Consider the following 19,464-nt stretch of genomic DNA (forward strand, 5'->3'; position numbering starts at 1 on the left):
CTATAAAAAACTGCCGGGGCTGCGGGCTCCGGCAGTTTTTTTTGCGCCGGTCCGGCGCGCTCAGGCGAGGCTGACGCTCCTCCGTTCAGGCAGGCCGCCGCGTTTTACGCAGCCGGCGGCGAGGGTTCCATTTTTGCCTGTTTCGGGCGGCGCGATGAAATTTTCCGCCGCGAGCGACTGAGCCGTCAGAGGGCATATTATCACGGTCGTTTTTTCGCCGCATGCTTCGGTCAGCCGTTTCAGGAATGGCAGGGTAAATTCTTCCGCCATCATCTTCGCGTATTTGGGGCCGAGGATGTCGCGGCTTCCCGCCGGGTCGGAGTATGATATGTATTTTACGCCGGCCGCGCTGATTTCGCGCGCGAAGTCGAGCAGCATATCCCCGATGGAGCGGAGGCAGCGCCTCGCCGTTTCGGGCTCTTTGCGCCAGCTTTTGAAGAAGCCGTTCAGCGGCATCATGCAGCTCAAAATGGAGATCGGGCCGCTGAGCTGGTAGACGACGGCGCGCCCTTCCGACGCCAGGGCGGAGCATGCTTCTATCAGCCGCGCGGCCTCCGGGGTTTTCGCTATAATGGCCGGCGTCAGCTCTTCGGGGCTTTTGAGCGTGTACGCGCCGGGGCGCGGCCCGGCGGCGTCGTCGGCCGGCTTTATGTCCGCGCCGAGGGCTTTCGCCTCTACGGTGTGGCAGAACGGCAGCAGCGCGAATCCACGTCCGTCGGCCTCTTCCGCCGCTTTCGCGAGCTTTATGATGTTTTCCTGGCTCGCGTAAATCTCGCCGGGCGGCATTCCGAGCGAGCGTATCAGCTCCGGCGAGATCATTTCCTGGTTTTCCGGCGAACATGTCATTGAGAGCAGGTCGTTCATGTATTTTCCTTCTTTCGTGCCGTGGGGCGCGCCGCTCCGCGTATCCTCCGCCTGCGTGGAGCGCGTCTGAGGTTTTTGCGGTGCGGCGCGTTTTTCGTCTTTTGCTTTTGCGGCCCCGCCCGGCTTATGCGTTCGCGTGCGGTTCCGCGTTTTTGGCCTCTTCCACCATCGCGCGGATGTTTCCGAGCGGTGTGTCGAGCGGCAGGCCGCACGCGGGGGCGACTATGTCCACGCCCATTTCGAGCGCGTTGCGCGTGAGGCCTCGCACTTTGTCCTCGGGCATCGTGCCTATGGCGTGGGTGTTGACGTTGCCCATGACGGCCTTGCCGGGAAGGTAGGGGCGTATCTCGCGCGCGTTGACTATCGCGTCGAAGCTGAATGCGTCGCAGTGCAGAGCGGCAAGTTCGCCGTAGACGCTGCGCAGTTTGCCGCAGATATGCACTATCTTCGTCGGCGCGTCTATCGCGTCGAGCAGGCGGTTGATGTAAGGCACGGTGAATTCGCGGAACCTGGCAGCGCCGAGTATCTCGCCGGTGCCGCTGGGCTCCGCGACGCATATCACGTCGGCTCCTGCGCCGGCCATGGCGCGCCCGTAGGTTATGAGCGCGTCCGTGATGACGTCGAGCAGATGCGCGCACTGGTCGGGACGCCGGCGCATCTCGTTGAGAAAGACGCTCATGTCTACGAGCGTCCCGGCGACGCTGACGGGCCCCGTTATGCTGCCGGCGACTGGGACGCCGGCGCTGCGCAGCTTGAGTATGCGTATCGCCTCTATCACGGCGGCGGCGCGGCCTTTCGTAACGTCGAAGGGCTTCAGCCCGTCCGCTTCGGCGCACGATGCAAGCGCGGGGCGCACTACATGCGGCTCGACTTCGCTGTCTCCCATGTCCACCTCGGCGCCGAGCGCCTCCGCCTCGACGGTCATGCAGAAGGGCACGCCGTAGTTTTCAAAGCCGCCGCTTTCGCAGAGGGCGCGCGCGAGATCCGCCATCATCTGTGCGTCGCAGTGGGCCTTCGGCCAGTAGATGCCTGTTTTGAGCATGACGTCTTCGACGACGCCGTTCATCATTCCGCCGGGACAGACGCACGGCGCGCGGTCCACCGTTTTGCCGTGGGCCGCTCCGTACAGCCTTTCAAGCGGCGTCATGCGCTACCTTTCTCTCGACTGTCCCGATTTTTCGGAGACGAGCCTGTCTACAAGCTTCACCGCCTCGGTCGCGTTGGCCGAGTAGCCGTCCGCCTCTATCTTTCTCGCGAAGGATTCGGATATAGGCGCGCCGCCGATTATCACGGAGACGCGGTCACGCACGCCCTCGCTCTTCAGCAGCTCTATTATTTTGCCCATGTTCTTCATCGAGGTGGACATGAGCGTGGAGAGCGCGAGCACGCGCGCGTCCTCTTTTTTGACTTCTTCGACGAATTTTTCTACGGGTACGTCGCGCCCCAAGTCCGTAACTTCGTATCCGGCGGATTCGAGCATGATCTTGACGAGGTTTTTGCCGATGTCGTGGGTGTCGCCCTGCACGACGCCGATGACTATTTTGCACTTCGCGCCGTTTTCGTTTTTCGGCAGCAGCGGGCGCAGCACGTCGAGGCCGTTGTACATGGCGGCCGAGCAGCCGAGCAGCTCCGGAATGAAATATTCCTCGCGCTCGTAGAGGTCGGAGGCTTTCTTCATGCCGTCCACGAGGCCGTCTAGTATGCCGTCCAGCGCGTCGTATCCGCTGTCGGCGTAAGCCTTAGCCACGTCTATTACTTCGTCTTCCTCCATCTCAAGCACGCAGCGCGACAGCTCCGCGAGATAATCTTCCTTTGAACACATGTTTACTTACCTCTCTTCCGAAGCGGCGAGCCGCTCCCTGCATTCTTCAAGCATTCCGCGCACGCGGTCGGGATTCACCGGATATCCGACTTCGCGCACCGTGTCCATCATCATCTGGATGTTCTCGAACGGCGTATCGACCGGCAGGCTGCACCCGGACATGACGACGTAGCCCTTCGGGTTGTCGTAGCCGTCGAGGATGCACTGCAGCGTCTTCTCGCGCACGTCGAGCGGCGTGCCGGAGTACATGACGCGCCCCGGGTCGACGTTGCCGAGGATTTTCACCTTGTCCCCGACGATGCGTTTGCAGTCGGCTATGCTCGCCACGTTGTCGATGCTGAGACCGGAAACGCCGAGCGCCGCGACGTCTTCCCATATCTTGCTCGTCTGTCCGCAGATGTGGATGATGACGCCCTTGCCGCGCCCTTTGATGAACTCGACGAGCTCTTTGAGGTACGGCAGCGAGAACTCGCGGAAGTGCTTCGGGCTCACGACCGTGCACGAGGACATAGGCTCCGATATTGTCGGCGTCAGCCCTATGTCCATCGCGGCGGCGGCGTAGGCCTTTATCGTCTCCATTGATATTTTGCAGAGGCGGTGCACCGGCTCGGGATTTTTGCGCAGCATGTTGAGCGTCTTGTCCACCCCCATAAGGAAGAAGGCGTTCGTGAAAGCGCCGGGAATTCCGCAGGAACAGCCGATTTCGCCTTCAACTGCGTCGCGCAGGTACTTCATGGCCTCGAGGTGCACGGGCAGGCGTCCGTCTTTGAAAGGGTCGGCCGGGCGCAGCTTGTCTATTTCGCTCACGTCGTTGATCGCGGGCGCCTCGAGGTCGGCGGTGTCGTCCTCGGGGAACTTCACCTTCGCCCCCATCGCCTCGGCCCACGGGAAAAGGTCTGTGAAAATCCTGATGCTGTCGTAGCCGAACCTCCGGTAAGAGGCCACCTGCGCCGCGGCGAGAGTCTTAGCGTTGTGGTTGAATTCGGAAATTTTGCAGCCATAGACGCGCGCCACGCCGTTAGCCACGTTCGGGTTGCACGGAAGGCGGTCCGCAGGCTTCCCCTGCGCTATCGCGGCTCCGCGCTCCGCCGGTGTCATAGTGTCTGTCATGGAAAATCCTCCTTTAACCTTTTGTATATATTTTTCGCGGCTTCGCGCCGCCTGCTTATCGGCCCTCGGAGGGGCGGGTAAGTTCCTAGTTGTTGAGCGTCCAGTGGATGATGCGTCCCCTTATGCGGTCGAAGACGTAGAGTATGGCGAGCAGAACTATCGCCATGAATATGAACCCGACCGCGACGAGGTCGAAACGCCCGAAATCGGAATAATACTGGATGAAATATCCCATTCCGGAAGTCACGCCGAACATCTCCGCGACGGCGAGAAGCGTGAAAGCCAGCTTCAGCGCGATATTGCAGCCCGTAAGTATCGCGGGCGAGGCCGCCGGCAGCACGATGCGGAAAAGGCGCTGCACAGGCGGGATCTCAAGCGTCGCCGCGTTTTCGAGATAGCGCCTGTCTATCGTCATGACGGCGTTTGTCGTCGAGCCGAGTATTATCCAGAAACACCCGAGAAAAATTATGAATATCGAGGCTATGCGGAAAGATGGGAAAAGGTTTATCGCGTAAGGCGTGAGCAGCGTGACCGGTATCGCGCTGAAAGCGTTGATGTAGGGCGCGACGTTCTTGCGTATCAGCTTCTTCGAGCCGACGAGCGCGCCGAGGCCGACGCCGAATATCAGCGCCAGCATATAGGCCCATATCAGGAGCGAGAGGGAGCTTTTCAGCCCTTCGAACAGCATCCCGAAATATTCCGAGAAAAGGGGCGGGATAACCGTGATGCTGTAAAAGAGAAACGGGTTCAGCACGTGAAAGACGTCGGTCAGAAGCACGTAGCCCGCGAGAAAACCTACGAATATCAGGATAACGCCTATGTTGTCCTTGATTGCGGCAAACAGTTTCATTTGTAAGAGATCGTCCTCCGAGAGATATAACTTGTCCCCGAACGGACGGCGGCGCTGATACGCCGCCGCGTCCGCGAAGATGCGGAATTTATAAATTGTTCGTCTTGAACTGCTCCATCTTCGCCTTGAAGAACTTGCTGTCGGGATAGTCCTTCATCAGCGATTCGAGAGCTTCTCTGTAAATTTCCGAATTCATGTGGTCCTTGATGTCGATGTTTCCCGCGGTGAGGTAGCCGAAGTTGGCCATTTTGTTCCACATCTTTTCGACGCTCTTCGTGTACGGGTCCGTGTCGTACTTCATGTGCGGGCTGTGTACGAAGCTGTCTACCGTCTCCTTCGTGAGGTCGAGGTTTTCGACGACTAAGTCGGAGACTTCGTCCATGTGCGTCTGCATGTATTCCTCGGCGCGGAGGTACGAGCGGAGCAGGCGGCGCAGCGTCTCTTTATTTTCGTTAAGATATGAGTTCATGCAGAGCATACGGCAGCAGGAATGGTTGGGCCAGAGTTCGTCGGGCCACATCTTGACTTCGAGGCCGAGCATGCGGGCCTGGATCTGGTAGCCGGTCGCGGTCGCGCCGAAGTCCACTTCGCCCTTCGCGACGGCCTGGAGTACGTCGGTGTTTTTCTTGTACTCGAGGAACTGAATCATGTCCGGGTCCTTCGGGTCTCCGATGATCTTGTCCGTGCCGTATCTGAACGGATAGCCCGCGTCGTAGAGGATGCCCTTGAGCACTATGTCGGGAGTGCCGCCGCGCGTAATGCCTATCTTCTTGCCCTTGAAGCTCTCAAGCCCTGTGTATTTTGTTTCCGGCTTGCCGTAGACCGGCGTCTCGCCGATGATCATATAACCGCCGAACATATTGAAATCCTGTCCGTTCGCGATGTATATGAGGGGGCCGCCCGTCCCGTAGGTCGAAAGCACGTCCACCTGCTTCGCCATAAGCGCCGAGGCCGCGTCCGAAAGATTGCTGAGCCACACCATTTCGACTTCGACGCCCTCTTCCTTGTTGAACCCGTGCTCCTCGGCGATGAACTGGAATACCTGTCCGGAGGTCGGTTGCGCCGCGACGCGGACCTTCAGCACGTCTTTCGGGGCGGCGTCCGCGCGGACTCCGGCGAAGAATATGCCGAACGCCGCGAATACGGCGATACAGGCGGCGGTTACTTTCCTATTCATTTTTGAAAAAACTCCTTTCTCTGTTCCTTACGTATCTTTTTCTCAAAACTTTAAAAACTTCCGAAACTTACTGGCTTACTGCGGCGCGGTCGTTCGCGTCCGTGTAGATCAGGCTTATCAGATGGTTGCGCAGGGCGGCTATGCCCTCGTCGCAGTACATGTTCTTTCTGGTCGGACGGTCGTCCTCGGTAAACGAATGGTGGTACATTATCGTAGCCGGAGACTGGCTGAGGACGTAGATGTCCGTCGCCAGCAGCAGCGCCTCGTCTACGTCGTGCGTGACGAAGAACACCGTCTTGCGCTGCCCTTCGCTCTGCCGCCACAGCGAGAGGACGAGGTCCTGAAGTTTCGCCTTCGTCACGGCGTCGAGCGCGCCGAACGGCTCGTCCATCAGCAGTATCGGCGGGTCTATCGCGAAGGCGCGCGCGATGCCGCAGCGCTGCTTCTGTCCGCCTGAGAGGTCGCCGGGCAGCTTGTTGAAAAGCGAATCGTCCATGCCGACGTTGTTCATCCAGAGGCGCGCGCGTTCGCGGCGTTGCTCCTTCGTCATCTCAGGGAAACGGCGTTCGAGGGCGATCATTATGTTCTCCCCCGCCGTCATCCACGGGAAAAGCCCGTAGTCCTGGAAGACCATGCCGCGCTGCAACCCGGCTCCGCGTATCGGCTCGCCGTCCACCGTCAGCGTCCCTTTGTCCGGCATCTCGAGGCCGGCGAGCAGCCGCAGCAGAGTGCTCTTGCCGCAGCCGGACTGTCCGAGCAGACAGGCGAAGCCGCCGGCGCGGACGTCCATGCTTATATCGCCGAGAATCACGTTCTTGGTCCCGCTGTATGTGAATTCGACGTGGTCGATCTTTACGTCCAACATTATGCGTTTTTTCCTCCTTTCCGTCGGTCGGGAACATGCCTGTGCGCGCGGGAAATTTGCGAATCCTGCGTATGGAGCCGGAATATGCGGAAAGGGTTTGTTTTTATGCAGTCTGAAATTCTGTGACGGGGATGGCTTTACGCGCCGCGCTCCGACCGATAAGCACAAACGCGCACAGCGGCGTCAGCACTCGCCGCGCTTCAGAAACGCCGCACGACGGCGATATGCGAACCGCCTCGTCTTGCGGCCCGCCTGCCGGCATACTGCGTTCAAAATATGCTTATCTCTGGAATATACGGGTAAAATCCCGACGAATGCAGAAAGCAGGGAAAACCCTTATAGCCCATACCATAGGCTTCGCAACTTCACGTCACATAAAGGCATCCCTTCTTTCAATATTCTGTGCGCCGGTCCAATCCGCGGCGCATCGGCTGTAATATATAACATAGCGTCTAAAAAAACAATCTTTAATTGAGTAAAAGTTTATTAAATGGAACAAAAAAGTATTTTTCCGTTATTTTTCGGTTCTATGCCGTTTGCCGCCGCGCAGCCGGAAAACGAGCGGGGCGCGCGGAAACGTGATACTATTGCATCGCGTAACGTCGTAGATTACGAAACGAAGCGGAGGGCGTGACGATGCCGGAGGAAGAAATTTTCAAACCGCCGTTGGAAGAGGGCGCGCTCGCCGTAAACGTCACCTCCGGGTGCAGCTACAACCGCTGCGCCTTCTGCACGATGTACCACGGAGAACCTTTCCGCGCCCTGCCGCTCGACGGGGCGCGCGCCGAACTCGCAGCGGCGCGCGAAAAATATCCGCACGTCGGGCGCGTATTCCTCGAAGAGGGCGACGCCTTCGCTCTGCCCGCGGAACGCCTCGCCGAAATCGCGCGGCTCGTGCATAGATTTTACCCCGGCGCGTGCGTCTCATGCTTCGCCTCGATTCACAACATAAAGGCGAAAAGCCCGGGCGAGCTCGCGGAACTGCGCGCGCTCGGCGTCAACAGGCTCAACGTCGGAGTCGAGTCCGCGCTAGACGACGTGCTCGCGTTTATGAACAAAGGCTTCACCGTCGCCGATGTCCGCGAACAGCTCGCGAAGCTCCGCGGCGCAGGTATAGATTTTCCCGTCAACATAATCAACGGCGCGGCGGGGTACGGCAGGCAGAGCGAAAGCGCCCGCGCCAACGCCGCGCTCGTGAACGAAATCCGCCCCGCCGCCGTCTTCACCACCAACCTGCTGCGCGAAGCCGGAAGCCGCCTCGACCTCGACATAAAATCCGGCGCCTTCAAAATGTGTACGCTGGGCCAGCTCGTGGACGAAGAGCTGGAATTTATCGAAAATCTCGAAACCGAAGGGACCTACCTCTACGGCATGAACCCGTGCAGCGTCATGCCCATCCGCGGAAAACTCATGCGCGACAAGCAAAGAATACTCGAAAAATTCCGCCGCCAGGCCGCCGCGCTCACCGAAGAGGAACGCGGCTGGACGCCGATGTGGGGGTATCGCGGGTAGCAGCGGCGCGCCGCTTCTCTGTTCAGGATTTTTCCCTGCCTGTGCCGTACAGAAAAATATGTGCAACCGCTTGACACTCGCGCGCCGGGCGTGTATCTTACGCATATAAAACCGCCTCATGCGAGTGCGGAGTGGATTTTTTGTATGAAAATACTTTTCGCCACACGTTTGCCGGGAACGCCGGACGTGCGGCGTTTTTTTATGTCCGGCGCATGAAGAAGGGGAGCGTTTGAGATGGATCAGACTTTTATGAAGGAGAGGGCGGTCCTGCCGCTCGTGCTTTCGATGTCTCTGCCCATGATGCTGTCGATGGTTGTGCTGTCGCTCTACAACATCGTGGACAGTTATTTCGTCGCGAAGATAAGCGAGGAGGCCATGACGGCGCTTTCGCTCGTCTTTCCGATTCAGAATCTCATCGGCGCGATTACGATAGGCTTCGGCGTCGGGATAAACGCCGCGGTCGCCTTTCACCTCGGCGCGGGCGAGTTCGACCGCGCGGACGCGGCGGCGACGCAGGGCGTGGTGCTGAGCGCGCTTCACGGCGTCGTGCTGACGGTCGTCTGTATCGCGGCTATGCCGTCGTTTCTCGGGATGTTCACGAGCGACGCGGAGGTCGTGAGCCTCGGGCTGCGTTACTCGAACATCGCTTTCGGCTTCTCCGTCGTGATCGCGCTGTCGCTGGCCTACGAGAAGCTTTTTCAGTCGGTCGGGCGCATGGCGGCGACTATGGCGTGCATGATGGCGGGCTGCGTCGCGAACATCGTCCTCGACCCGATAATGATTTTCGGCCTCGGCCCGGTGCCGGCGATGGGCATCGAGGGCGCGGCGTGGGCCACGGGCATCGGGCAGACTCTGACGCTCGCGCTCTATCTTCTGCTGAACAGGCTGCGCCCGATGGCGGTTCACGTCGAGGCGCGGTACGCGCGCCTCACGCGCGGGACGGCCCGCCGCCTTTACTCTGTAGGAGTGCCCGCGGCGCTCAACCTCGCGCTTCCGTCGCTGCTGATTTCTTCGCTCAATATCATTCTCGCCGGTTATTCGCAGGTTTACGTCGTCGTGCTCGGCGTTTATTACAAGCTTCAGACCTTCCTCTATCTTCCCGCGAACGGCATCGTGCAGGGCATGAGGCCGCTCGTCGGCTACAATTTCGGCGCGCGCGAGTACGGGCGCGTGCGGCGGATATGTATGACTGCGCTCGCGCTCGCGGCGGGCATCATGGCGGCGGGGACTCTGCTCTGCCAGACTGTGCCCGAGGCGCTTATCGGCCCGTTCACCTCGAACGCGGAGACGGTGCGCGCGGGCGCGGAGGCCCTGCATATTATAAGCCTGGGCTTCGTCGTCTCGACCGTTTCCGTCATCGCCTCCGGCGCTCTCGAAGGGCTCGGCATGGGCGCGCCGTCGTTCGTCATCTCGCTTCTGCGCTACGCTGTGATTACGATACCGGCGGCCTTCGTCCTTAGCCGCTTCTTCGGCGCTGCCGGCGTGTGGCACGCTTTCTGGTTCGCTGAGCTCTGCACGGCCGCGGCGTCGTATTTCATCTACAGGAGCAAGACTTCGGCGCGCACGGAAGCGCGCGGCGCGGAGTAGCGCGTTTATATTTACTTAACTAATAAAGAGAAATAGCTGGCTTTGTCGTCATTCCGCGCTTGACGCGGAATCCCGCGTCTTCAAACCTACGACGCGCCGCCATAAACCCGCCGCAAGCGAATACAGCCTTACGGCGCGCACGAAAAAGCGGCCCTTTTCGGGGGCCGCTTCTCTGAGGGAGTTTGGGCTGCGCTTAGTCGGCGAGCACGGGATCCCAGACCTGTTTGATGAGGGCCTCGGTGTCCTTGCTGCTGTCGATAAGGCCGAACTTCTTGTAGTCGTTGATGGTGTCGCGGAGGGTCTGCTCCGTGAGCTCGTCGCTGATGCTGAAGTCGTAGGTCTTGAATATCTCAAGCACGAGGTCGTAGTCGCCGGAGGCCCAGTTGTTGGCCTGGAGCAGCTTGACGGCTTCTTCGCGGTTGTTCATTATCCATTCGCTGGCCTTTTCGTGGGCGCGCGTCAGCTTCTTGACGGTGATGGGGTTCTGGTTGTAGAAGTCGAGCGAAACGGCGTGGATGCAGCAGGCTTCCTTCTTGAAGTCGTCGTCGAAGGTGAGCGAGCGGATGATGCGCAGCGTGCCGTTGTCGAGGAACTGCTTCGCGAACTGGTCGCCGAGGAGCGCCGCGGAGATTTCGCCGTTCTGCATCGCGAGGACGGAAGCTCCGGCTTCGACTACCTTCCACTTGACCTTCCTCGGGTCCACGTTGTCCTTGTTGAGGAAGCGCATCGCTATGTTGTGGTCGGAGTTGCCTATTCCGTCGGGGATGGCGATGTACTTGCCTTCGAGGTCCTTCGTGCTCTTGATGTCGGAGTCATTGAGGACGTAAAGCGATTTGCATCCGGTGTGGATGCCGGTGGTGAACTTCATGCGGACGCCGTTGATCGTGGGGACGAGCATCGTCGCGATGTGGTCGCCCGCGACGTCCACTTTGCCCGTGCCTATCGCGTCGGTCTGCGCGCTGCTGCCGCCCGCCATGCGGACGATCTTCGTCTTGAGGCCCTCTTCTTCGTAGAAGCCTTTCATCTGAGCGATTCCGAAGGTGCCGAGGCAGAGCCCGCCGTTATATCCGACGATTATCTCCTTGCCGTATGCCGGTTCCTTCTTCCACGCCTCTTCCTCGGCGGGGTCTCCCGCCGCCCAGGCCGCCTGCGTCGCCGAGGCTAGCAGGCAGCACAGTACCGCGCTCAGTAGCTTTCTCTTCACTGCCATCTACTCCTTGTTTTGGATTTTACAAAAGGCCGCAGATCCTGCGCCGCAGCCTTATGTTTCTGTGTTTTACGCCGCCGTCCGCCCTTACTCCGTCTCTTCCTCGGCGCGTCCGAAGTCGAGCATTTCGAGGACGTGTTTGCGGTATTCCATGAATTTGCTGCTCGTCCTGTTGCGGGGGTATTCGAGGTCGATTTTCAAATCCTCGCGCACACGGCCGGGGCGCGGGGCCATTATCACGACGCGCGTGCCCATGTAGAGGGCCTCGTCCACGTCGTGCGTGACCATGAGCATCATGTGGCGGCTCTCGCCCCACATGCCGAGCAGCTCGTCCTGCATGTTCATCCGCGTGAAGGCGTCGAGCGCGCCGAGGGGCTCGTCGAGCAGGAAGACGGGGGGGTTGTTTATCATCGTGCGTATTAGCGCCACGCGCTGCGCCATGCCGCCCGAGAGCTGGTGCGGGTAGGATGTGCGGAATTCTTCGAGCCCCGCCATTTTAATCAGTTTTTCGACCTTTTCGTCCATGCCCTCCGTCTGGTGCATCATTCGGAGGCTGAAGGATACGTTCTGTTCGACCGTGAGCCACGGAAAGAGCGTCGGCTTCTGAAAGACCATGCCGCGCTCCGGCGCCGGGCCGGTTATCGGCCTGCCGTCGAGAGACAGCGTGCCCGTCGTCGGCATTATCAGCCCCGCAATGAGGCGCAGTATCGTCGATTTGCCGCAGCCCGACGCCCCGACGATGCTGATGAACTCGCCGGTGCGCACCTCGAGGCTGATGTCCTGCAATGCGTTCGTGACGTCCGCGGCGTCCGTGCGCGCGAAGCTTTTTGAGACGTGTTCGAGCTTTAACAGATTTTCACTCATTCGTGGACGACTCCTTCCTGCCAGCGGAGAACTCTTCTCCTGATGAAAGAGAGCGCCGCGTTTACTACGACGAATATGACGCATATCAGGACGATGGCGGCGTACATCTTGCCGTACTGCGCCCAGCTCTTCTGCCACGTTATGTACCAGCCGAGGCCGGACTCGACGCCTATCATCTCGGCGACGAGCAGCGCGGTGCAGGCGGAGCTCATGCCCTGCGTGAGCCCCTGGAAGATGTTCGGCATGACGAACGGTATCGCGATGCGGAAGACGAGCTGCGAGCCTTTCGCGCCGAGCGTGCGGGCCGCCTCGAAGTAAGACTTGTCGATGTTGTTGATTCCCGTCTGCGTAGCTATCGTGACGGAGAACCATACTCCGAGCGCGATGATGAACACGCTGCCCTTAAACAGCGTCGAGGCGAGGACCATGACGACCGGCAGCCACGTGGTAGAGGGTATCGCGCCGAGCAGCTTCATGAACGGGGCTATCCAGTAGTTGACGCGCCTGTTGTAGCCGCAGGCGACGCCCGTGACCAGCCCGAGCCCGGCGCCCGTGAAGTAGCCCGTGAAGAGCAGTATCAGCGAGTTTATCGTACACTCGGTCATATAGGCGCGGTCGGATATGAAGGCGTGCAGCACCTGGTCCACCCATGGGAAGTAAGGCAGCACGAGGATGCCGGTTTTCAGCGTCAGCCAGTCGTAAGCGAGGAACATTATGAAGATGAACGAATAAAAAGGCGCTTTATAGCGCAGAGTGTAAAAGACCTTCTTGTTCGCGAACGACGCGATGAAGACGGCGAAAACGGCCGCCATCAGCGCGCAGATGAACATGGCGTAGACGTTCGTGCTTTCGTTGCCCGGAAGGTTCGGAATCCAGTAATATTCCGCGAGAGCCAGCGCTCCCGCGATCACCGGCGAAAAACAGACGAGCCTGTCCACGAACATCTGGAACGGAGTTTTCGGCGCGCTCTCAAGCTCGCGCAGCTCGTCCTTCGTCATGTGCCGGCCGGGAATGATTTTCCTTTCGTTGGAATCGCTCATTATTTGACCGCATTCTCCTTTATATTCATTTTTGCACGTGCGCCGTATATGACGCGCGTCTGCCGCGTTTTATCTTTATACGCCGCCGTACTGCGCGAGCGCCCGCGCGGAACGTCCCGGCAGGCGCGAAGCGCCGGCCGCGCGCCGTCGAAGACGGGCGGCATGGCGTCGCTTTATTGACAAAAGTCTTTCGTTATTGGAGTCTCTGGGAAGCGTCTGAAGAAGCGCCGCGGAAAAGAGACTCTGACGGTGCAGCCCATGCCACAGGCTCTATGGAGCTACGTCACATTAGAAAGTCTCCTCCTTCCGAAACGCCGTAAATTTGTGAGGACGGGCACATAGTGTCCTCTTGGTTATAATAAATGCTCGCGGTCATAAAAACAAGGCGGCGGCCTTATAAATTTCTATTCGAGAGAACAAACAGCGACGGCTTGTCCGATGCGGCCCGCAGCGTTTTTTGCGGATTATTATTTTTTCGCGCCGTCCGTCCGTCGTAAAGAAAGGCGGCGCGCCACAGCGCCTTATGTTTTTACGTTTTTGCGCGGCGCGGCGGAATTTGATTAAGCGCGCGGCTCAAACGGCGCCGTTCCGTCAATCTTGTCAATTAAAAGGCTTTCATATAATATGCAGCGTGGAATTTCGGCGGGTGATTTTTCCGCCGGGGAGATGATTTTATGGCGGATTTTTCATTCCTTGCCGAAGCCTCGGACATCTGGGACGAGTGGCGCTTCGAGCCGTGGAGCAGCGGCTCCGCTTCGGGACTGTACAGGCGCGTCTCTATGGTGAAGTCCGGCCTTATGGGAGAGGTCGCGCGCTATTACGCCGACGACTACCTCGTGTGGCGCTACGACGGCGAAACCGACCCCGAGCGGCTGCGCAGAGAGGCGAAGTCCGAAAGCGACCTGCTCGTCCAGCGCTTCGTGTTCCTGCGCGGCGGCGGGGGATATTCCATGAAGAAGAGCTCTCTGCTCTTCGGCCTGCGCGGCTTCGTGGAGCTGCACTTCCTGCCGGTCTTCGGCGATATCCCCAAAGCCGTCGAGGACGTCGGCTTTCTCGTGCGCGCGGCGATGCGCAGGCTCGGCGCGGACGGCCCGGGCGCTTTTGCTTCCGGCGCGCCGCTCGCGGCTGATTTACAGAAAGCCGGAAGAGTAGGAAAATAAATAAAGATTGTCCGGGCGACGCCGGCTTTTTTATAAAAATTTTTTACGGAGGTGGAACTTTTATGTTCTTCATGATGTTTGCAGTATCGATATTATGTCTGATACTCGGTTACATTTTTTACGGACGCTTTATGGCGAGGGTCTACAACCTCGACAATCATAACGTCACTCCAGCGGAGCGCCTCAACGACGGCATGGACTACTGTCCAACGCATCCCGCCGTCGTGCTGGGCCATCACTTCTCGTCCATCGCGGGTGCGGGGCCGATAGTCGGGCCTATAACGGCGGCCTCGATGTTCGGCTGGCTGCCTACCATTATATGGTGCATCTTCGGCTCGATATTCCTCGGCGGCCCGCATGACTTCGGCGCGGTAATGGCCTCGATGCGCCACGACGGCAAGTCGATAGGCGAAGTCATCGACCACTGGATCGGACACAAGGCGAAGAAGCTTTTCCTCATATTCACGATACTTTCGCTCTTCCTCGTCGTCGCCGTCTTCACGGTGCTTACGACGGCGACCTTCGTGCTTGATCCCGTCGTTGCCTTCGTGAGCTGCATGTACATCGTGCTCGCCGTCGTCTCCGGCCTTCTCATCTACCGCTTCAACATGAACCTCAAGCTCGTCACCGTCGTCATGCTCGCGATAATAGCCTTCTGCTCCATCAAGGGCGGCGACTGGCCGATAGTCGCGAAGATATTCACGCACAGCTCCGACTGGTGGAACTTCTTCATCGCGATATATATCCTCTTCGCCTCCGTCCTGCCCGTCTGGCTGCTGCTCCAGCCGCGCGACTACCTCGCCTCCTACTTCCTCTACTTCGCGGCGGCGATAGGCGCGATAGGCATGATATTCGGCGGCTCGATGGACAGCGGCGCGGTTCCCGCGATAGCGAAAGACATGCACTGGTTCGGACTTACGAAGGCCGATATGTGGCCGATGCTCTTCGTCATCGTCGCCTGCGGCGCCATCTCCGGCTTCCACTCGCTCGTCGGCTCGGGCACCACGTCCAAGCAGCTCTCGCATGAGCGCGACGCTCTGCCTGTCGGCTACGCCGCGATGCTCCTCGAAGGCCTCGTCGCCGTAATAGCGCTCGGCACCATGATGGTCGCCGGCGGCATACAGAAAGGCGGCCCCGTCGGCACGTTCGCCGCGGGCTTCGGGCAGTTCTGCACGATAGTCGGCATCGACCCTGTGCTAGGGACGCGCCTCGGAGCGATAGCGGTCAACACCTTCCTGCTCACCTCGCTCGACACGGCGACGCGCCTCGCGCGCTACCAGATACAGGAGATAACGAACTATAAGGCCAACAAGTACGTCGCCACGGTGTTCGCCGTCGCCGTCGCGCTCGTCCTCGTCTACGTCAAGGCCAAAGGCCCCGACGGAAACCCGATACCGGCGTGGCAGGTCATCTGGCCCGTTTTCGGCGCGTCCAACCAGCTCGTCGCGGCGCTCGCGATACTCGGCGTTTCGATGTGGATAATCCGCGGCCTCAAGAAAAAGGCGACCTTCCTGCTCGTCCCGTTCTGGTTCATGCTCGTCACCAGCATGGCCGGAATAGTGATAGAGATCAAGGCGACGCTCACCAGCGGACACCCGAACTACATCCTCGCCGTGATAAGCGCGCTGCTGCTCGTCCTCGCGCTGATGATGACGAAGGAAGGCTTTTCCGCGCTCAGCCGCGAAAAGCACGGGGAGACCATAGAGCAGTAACTGACGGCGCGAAAGCGCGGAAAATCAAAAATGAAAGGAGCCGCAGTGCGCGGCTCTTTTTTATTGCTTTTTAATGTTCGAGTGCTATCTTTACGGTAACGCGGAGACGTGCGGCGCAACTCCCGCTGATTCTTCGCGGTTCTGGAAACTTTTTACATCTCGGAGGCGTTTTTATATGTGGGCTGTATATGCTTTGTGTTCCGCGTTTTTCGCGGCGCTCACCTCGATACTCGCCAAGGTGGGCATCGAGGGCGTCAACTCCAACCTCGCGACGGCGGTGCGCACCGCGGTCGTCCTCGTCATGGCGTGGCTCGTCGTCTTCGTAACGGGGGCGGAGGGCGGCGTCTGGAACATCGGCAGAAAAAGCTGGCTGTTCCTCGTGCTTTCCGGCCTCGCGACTGGCGCGTCGTGGCTCTTCTACTTCAAGGCGCTCCAGATAGGCGAAGCCTCGAAGGTCATCCCGGTCGATAAGTTCAGCGTCGTCCTCGGCATCCTAATGGCCTTCGTATTCCTTCACGAGGCCGTCACCGCGAAGACGCTCATCGGCGGCGCGCTGATAGCGATAGGGACGTTCGTGCTGATCCTGTAAAATCAACGCCGCCGCAGGGTCTCGGAGCCGTCGGCGGCAAGCCGTGATATTTCCGGCTGTTTGTCCGCGCGCCGCTTTTCGTGCGCGTCCGGCGAAATGCGCCGTCCGTTCCTCCTTTGATATATTGACATTCATCTATATGACTTCTATAATCACGCATAGATAATCATCTATGTGAGGTGGGTTCTTATGAACGCTATCGACGCCGCCCTCATTTGCAGGGCGCTGAGCGACAGCAACAGGTTGCTTATTGTCCAGATGCTTTCCGACGGAGAGAAGTGCGCGTGCAAATTGTTGGAACGCTTTGAAATCACACAGCCGACGCTCTCGCACCACATGAAGATTCTTTGCGGGTGCGGGCTGGTGAAGGCGCGGCGGGAAGGCAAGTGGCAGCATTATTCGGTCGACGCGGAGCGGCTGCGCGACTTCGCGCTGTTCGTCGGAACTCTCATGCCGCGCGGGACGAAAGAAGGCCGCGCCCTATGATCTGGGATTTCGTCCAGAACCAACTGCTCGGCATGAAATGGCTGAACGCGCTCGTCGCACGCGCGCTCGGCTCGGCTGGCGTGGACGTTTCGTCGCGCTGGGGCGGCAGCCTGAATTTCTTCATCTACGACGTAATTAAGATAACGATTCTGCTCTGCACGCTGATTTTCGTAATTTCGTACATTCAGAGCTATTTCCCGCCGGAGCGCAGCCGCCGGATAATGGGGCGCTTCCACGGGATATGGGCCGACTGTGCGGCGGCTCTGCTCGGCACGGTCACGCCCTTCTGCTCGTGCTCGTCGATACCGCTTTTCATCGGATTCACGAGCGCGGGGCTTCCGCTCGGCGTCACCTTTTCTTTTCTGATTTCGTCTCCGATGGTGGATTTAGGCAGCCTCGTCATATTGACCGGGATTTTCGGCGCGCGCGTCGCGGCGGCCTACGTCCTGCTCGGCCTGGTCATCGCGGTGGCGGGCGGCACGCTTATCGAAAAAATGCGGATGGACGGTTACGTCGAAGATTTCATCCGTCAGGTGAAGGGCGTAGACGCCGAAACGGCGGAGCTGTCCGCGCGCGAGCGCCTGCTTTACGCCAGGGGGCAGACGGTTTTCACCTTCCGCAAGGTTTTTCCCTATATTCTTCTCGGAGTCGGAATCGGGGCTTTCATCCACAACTGGCTGCCGCAGAGCTGGATCGAGGGCGTTCTCGGCAGCGGCAACCCGTTCGGCGTGGTGCTGGCGACTCTCGTCGGCGTTCCGATGTACGGCGATATTTTCGGGACGATTCCGGTGGCGGAAGCCCTGCTCTACAAGGGCGCGCGGCTCGGCACGGTGCTGAGCTTCATGATGGCGGTGACGACGCTTTCCCTGCCGTCGCTCGTCATGCTTCGCAAGGCGATAAAGCCGCGGCTTCTGTGGACTTTCGTGACGGTCTGCACCGTGGGCATCATCATTGTGGGCTATGCGTTCAACGCGATGCAGTTTTTCATCATAGACTGACGAAGGGAGTATATGAAGATGGGATTTTTCGGCAATAAGAAGGACAAAGGATGCGGATGCGGCGGTGAGGCAAGCCGCGGCGCGGACGCCGCGTGCTCCGGCGCGCCGGTGAAGGTGCTGGGCGCCGGATGCGCGCGGTGCCGCGAGCTCGACGCGGCGGTGCGTTCCGTGCTCGAAGAGCTCGGCTCGGCGGCCGTGGTGGAACACGTTACGGACTTCCCGAGCATCGCGGCTTACGGCGTCATGTCTACGCCGGCGCTCGTCATAAACGGTAAAGTCGCGGTGTGCGGGCGCGTGCCCGACAGGAGCGAGCTGAAGAAAATTCTCGCGGATTTAAGCGCGTGATTTGCGCGCGGATAGTAACGGCGGCGGGGACGAGGACGTCTCCGCCGCTTTATGTTTTTGCATGGGCTTCGCCGCGGCGTTTACGTAACCTTAACCTAACTCCAACACTTCCGTAACTCAAAAATGGTTTCATAGTAACGTCCGCGAGGACGTTGAAGCAAGCACTAACTTTGAGGAGGATTTTCATGTCAGGTATTTGGCGTCGTTTAGGTAAAGGGATGCTCGCGGTCGCGGCGGCGGCCGCCGTCACGGCGTTTCCGGCGGTTTTCGCGCGCGAGGCGCAGGCCGCGGAGAAGAAAGAGCTCACGGTCTACACCGCTCTTGAGAACGAGCAGATAAACAAGTATCTTGCCTCGTTCCGCGAGAAGTATCCCGACATTGAGATAAAGATAGTCCGCGACTCGACGGGCATCATCACTGCGAAGCTGCTCGCAGAGGGCGGCAAGACCCCGGCGGACGTCGTCTGGGGGACGGCCGCGTCGAGCCTTCTCGTTCTTGAGGACCGCGGCATGATTGAGCCTTACGCGCCGAAGGGGCTCGAGCGCGTGGAGCCGATGCTCAGGGATTCCGCGAATCCGCCCGCGTGGGTCGGGATTGACGCCTGGGAGACGGCGATAATCTACAACACCGCCGAAGCGAAGGCGAAGGGCCTTCCGCCTATCAAGTCTTACGAAGACCTTCTCCGTCCTGAGTTCAAGGGGCAGATAATCATGAGCAACCCGAATTCGTCGGGCACGGGCTTCCTCGCGGTGACCGGGCTCATCCACCTGATGGGCGAGAAGAAGGCTTTCGAGTACATGGACAAGCTCCACGAGAATATCGCGATGTACACGCACTCCGGCTCGGCGCCCGCCAAGAAGGCCGCGGCGGGCGAGTTCGCGGTCGGCATTTCCTACGGCTACGCCGGCATGAACCAGAAGAAGAAGGGCGCGCCCATCGAGGTCATCTTCCCCGAAGAGGGCAGCGGCTGGGACGTCGAGGCGAACGCTCTGATAAAGAAGGCGGACATCAAGCCCGAGGCGAAGCTCTTCCTCGATTGGGCGATTTCGGACGAAGCCATCAACGCGCTGAAGGACGACTACGCGATCACCGCGGTCAAGGTGCGCGATGGAATCCCCGAGGGCTACGCCAAAGACCCGCTTTCGCAGCTCGTCAAGAACAACGACCTGAAATGGTCCGCGCTGAACCGCGACCGCATCCTCAAGGAGTGGGCGGCGCGCTACGACGGCAAGACGGAGGCCGGGAACTAGTTCCGCTTCGCCGGAGCAGTCGGGAA

At 59.6% G+C, this 19,464-nt stretch carries 19 protein-coding genes; 9 read left to right on the forward strand and 10 right to left on the reverse strand.

The genetic code is table 11. From position 1 onward, the window contains the following. Positions 1–60 precede the first annotated feature (60 nt). From B5F39_RS08540 to B5F39_RS08570, 7 genes are all read right to left on the reverse strand, one after another. Positions 61–864: a uroporphyrinogen decarboxylase family protein gene (locus tag B5F39_RS08540; protein WP_087366015.1), complete on the reverse strand. Its 804-nt coding sequence runs from the start codon at positions 862–864 to the stop codon at positions 61–63. A gap of 124 nt (positions 865–988) precedes the next feature. Beyond that, the gene (locus B5F39_RS08545; protein WP_087366018.1) at positions 989–2,011 is read right to left on the reverse strand and encodes an MtaA/CmuA family methyltransferase; all 1,023 of its coding nucleotides are present in this window, start codon (positions 2,009–2,011) and stop codon (positions 989–991) included. A gap of 3 nt (positions 2,012–2,014) precedes the next feature. Continuing rightward, positions 2,015–2,686, reverse strand: coding sequence for a corrinoid protein (locus B5F39_RS08550; RefSeq protein WP_087366021.1), 672 nt, complete (start codon positions 2,684–2,686; stop codon positions 2,015–2,017). A gap of 6 nt (positions 2,687–2,692) precedes the next feature. Beyond that, positions 2,693–3,796, reverse strand: coding sequence for a uroporphyrinogen decarboxylase family protein (locus tag B5F39_RS08555; RefSeq protein WP_087366025.1), 1,104 nt, complete (start codon positions 3,794–3,796; stop codon positions 2,693–2,695). Positions 3,797–3,881: 85 nt separating this feature from the next. Continuing rightward, positions 3,882–4,646 (reverse strand): ABC transporter permease subunit, encoded by a 765-nt coding sequence (locus tag B5F39_RS08560; protein ID WP_087366028.1) that lies wholly within the window; start codon positions 4,644–4,646, stop codon positions 3,882–3,884. Between the two features lie 88 nt (positions 4,647–4,734). Next, on the reverse strand, positions 4,735–5,823 hold the full coding sequence (locus tag B5F39_RS08565; RefSeq protein WP_087366032.1) for an ABC transporter substrate-binding protein: 1,089 nt from the start codon (positions 5,821–5,823) through the stop codon (positions 4,735–4,737). 67 nt (positions 5,824–5,890) lie between these two features. Continuing rightward, positions 5,891–6,688 carry an ABC transporter ATP-binding protein gene (locus B5F39_RS08570; RefSeq protein ID WP_087366035.1) on the reverse strand — a complete coding sequence of 266 codons (798 nt, stop codon included), beginning with the start codon at positions 6,686–6,688 and terminating at the stop codon, positions 5,891–5,893. A 636-nt stretch (positions 6,689–7,324) separates the two neighbouring features. Between B5F39_RS08570 and B5F39_RS08575 the strand changes: the two genes are divergently transcribed. Beyond that, positions 7,325–8,200: a radical SAM protein gene (locus B5F39_RS08575; RefSeq protein WP_087366038.1), complete on the forward strand. Its 876-nt coding sequence runs from the start codon at positions 7,325–7,327 to the stop codon at positions 8,198–8,200. A gap of 234 nt (positions 8,201–8,434) precedes the next feature. Continuing rightward, positions 8,435–9,787, forward strand: coding sequence for an MATE family efflux transporter (locus B5F39_RS08580; RefSeq protein ID WP_087366041.1), 1,353 nt, complete (start codon positions 8,435–8,437; stop codon positions 9,785–9,787). Between the two features lie 193 nt (positions 9,788–9,980). Here B5F39_RS08580 and B5F39_RS08585 read toward each other — a convergent pair whose 3' ends face one another. From B5F39_RS08585 to B5F39_RS08595, 3 genes are all read right to left on the reverse strand, one after another. Beyond that, entirely contained in the window at positions 9,981–10,991 is a 1,011-nt protein-coding gene (locus B5F39_RS08585; protein WP_239391190.1) for an ABC transporter substrate-binding protein, read from the reverse strand. 90 nt (positions 10,992–11,081) lie between these two features. Next, entirely contained in the window at positions 11,082–11,858 is a 777-nt protein-coding gene (locus tag B5F39_RS08590) for an ABC transporter ATP-binding protein (RefSeq protein WP_087366047.1), read from the reverse strand. Continuing rightward, positions 11,855–12,898, reverse strand: coding sequence for an ABC transporter permease subunit (locus B5F39_RS08595; RefSeq protein ID WP_239391192.1), 1,044 nt, complete (start codon positions 12,896–12,898; stop codon positions 11,855–11,857). The genes B5F39_RS08590 and B5F39_RS08595 overlap by 4 nt, the downstream gene beginning before the upstream one ends. A 674-nt stretch (positions 12,899–13,572) precedes the next feature. Between B5F39_RS08595 and B5F39_RS08600 the strand changes: the two genes are divergently transcribed. The 7 genes from B5F39_RS08600 to B5F39_RS08630 all read left to right on the forward strand — a co-directional run bounded on the left by B5F39_RS08600 (position 13,573) and on the right by B5F39_RS08630 (position 19,438). Next, on the forward strand, positions 13,573–14,058 hold the full coding sequence (locus B5F39_RS08600; RefSeq protein WP_204245079.1) for a hypothetical protein: 486 nt from the start codon (positions 13,573–13,575) through the stop codon (positions 14,056–14,058). A 62-nt stretch (positions 14,059–14,120) separates the two neighbouring features. Then, the gene (locus B5F39_RS08605; protein WP_087366050.1) at positions 14,121–15,770 is read left to right on the forward strand and encodes a carbon starvation CstA family protein; all 1,650 of its coding nucleotides are present in this window, start codon (positions 14,121–14,123) and stop codon (positions 15,768–15,770) included. A gap of 175 nt (positions 15,771–15,945) precedes the next feature. Beyond that, positions 15,946–16,359 (forward strand): EamA family transporter, encoded by a 414-nt coding sequence (locus tag B5F39_RS08610; RefSeq protein WP_087366053.1) that lies wholly within the window; start codon positions 15,946–15,948, stop codon positions 16,357–16,359. A 189-nt stretch (positions 16,360–16,548) separates the two neighbouring features. Then, complete coding sequence (locus B5F39_RS08615; protein ID WP_087366056.1) at positions 16,549–16,845, forward strand: metalloregulator ArsR/SmtB family transcription factor; 297 nt, start codon at positions 16,549–16,551, stop codon at positions 16,843–16,845. Beyond that, positions 16,842–17,843 (forward strand): permease, encoded by a 1,002-nt coding sequence (locus B5F39_RS08620; protein ID WP_087366059.1) that lies wholly within the window; start codon positions 16,842–16,844, stop codon positions 17,841–17,843. The genes B5F39_RS08615 and B5F39_RS08620 overlap by 4 nt, the downstream gene beginning before the upstream one ends. Positions 17,844–17,855: 12 nt before the next feature. Beyond that, positions 17,856–18,188 (forward strand): thioredoxin family protein, encoded by a 333-nt coding sequence (locus B5F39_RS08625; RefSeq protein ID WP_204245080.1) that lies wholly within the window; start codon positions 17,856–17,858, stop codon positions 18,186–18,188. A gap of 185 nt (positions 18,189–18,373) precedes the next feature. Beyond that, on the forward strand, positions 18,374–19,438 hold the full coding sequence (locus B5F39_RS08630) for a putative 2-aminoethylphosphonate ABC transporter substrate-binding protein (protein WP_087366062.1): 1,065 nt from the start codon (positions 18,374–18,376) through the stop codon (positions 19,436–19,438). The last annotated feature ends 26 nt before the right edge of the window (positions 19,439–19,464 follow it).

Source organism: Cloacibacillus sp. An23 (genome assembly GCF_002159945.1).
Lineage (GTDB): Bacteria > Synergistota > Synergistia > Synergistales > Synergistaceae > Caccocola.

Coding starts and splice junctions, on each gene's coding strand:
- B5F39_RS08570 (WP_087366035.1), bottom strand. CDS start 6,688: ATGTTGGACGTAAAGATCGACCACGTCGAATTCACATACAGCGGGACC.
- B5F39_RS08550 (WP_087366021.1), bottom strand. CDS start 2,686: ATGTGTTCAAAGGAAGATTATCTCGCGGAGCTGTCGCGCTGCGTGCTT.
- B5F39_RS08555 (WP_087366025.1), bottom strand. CDS start 3,796: ATGACAGACACTATGACACCGGCGGAGCGCGGAGCCGCGATAGCGCAG.
- B5F39_RS08565 (WP_087366032.1), bottom strand. CDS start 5,823: ATGAATAGGAAAGTAACCGCCGCCTGTATCGCCGTATTCGCGGCGTTC.
- B5F39_RS08540 (WP_087366015.1), bottom strand. CDS start 864: ATGAACGACCTGCTCTCAATGACATGTTCGCCGGAAAACCAGGAAATG.
- B5F39_RS08545 (WP_087366018.1), bottom strand. CDS start 2,011: ATGACGCCGCTTGAAAGGCTGTACGGAGCGGCCCACGGCAAAACGGTG.
- B5F39_RS08590 (WP_087366047.1), bottom strand. CDS start 11,858: ATGAGTGAAAATCTGTTAAAGCTCGAACACGTCTCAAAAAGCTTCGCG.
- B5F39_RS08615 (WP_087366056.1), top strand. CDS start 16,549: ATGAACGCTATCGACGCCGCCCTCATTTGCAGGGCGCTGAGCGACAGC.
- B5F39_RS08580 (WP_087366041.1), top strand. CDS start 8,435: ATGGATCAGACTTTTATGAAGGAGAGGGCGGTCCTGCCGCTCGTGCTT.
- B5F39_RS08575 (WP_087366038.1), top strand. CDS start 7,325: ATGCCGGAGGAAGAAATTTTCAAACCGCCGTTGGAAGAGGGCGCGCTC.
- B5F39_RS08620 (WP_087366059.1), top strand. CDS start 16,842: ATGATCTGGGATTTCGTCCAGAACCAACTGCTCGGCATGAAATGGCTG.
- B5F39_RS08595 (WP_239391192.1), bottom strand. CDS start 12,898: ATGAGCGATTCCAACGAAAGGAAAATCATTCCCGGCCGGCACATGACG.
- B5F39_RS08600 (WP_204245079.1), top strand. CDS start 13,573: ATGGCGGATTTTTCATTCCTTGCCGAAGCCTCGGACATCTGGGACGAG.
- B5F39_RS08625 (WP_204245080.1), top strand. CDS start 17,856: ATGAAGATGGGATTTTTCGGCAATAAGAAGGACAAAGGATGCGGATGC.
- B5F39_RS08605 (WP_087366050.1), top strand. CDS start 14,121: ATGTTCTTCATGATGTTTGCAGTATCGATATTATGTCTGATACTCGGT.
- B5F39_RS08610 (WP_087366053.1), top strand. CDS start 15,946: ATGTGGGCTGTATATGCTTTGTGTTCCGCGTTTTTCGCGGCGCTCACC.
- B5F39_RS08630 (WP_087366062.1), top strand. CDS start 18,374: ATGTCAGGTATTTGGCGTCGTTTAGGTAAAGGGATGCTCGCGGTCGCG.
- B5F39_RS08560 (WP_087366028.1), bottom strand. CDS start 4,646: ATGAAACTGTTTGCCGCAATCAAGGACAACATAGGCGTTATCCTGATA.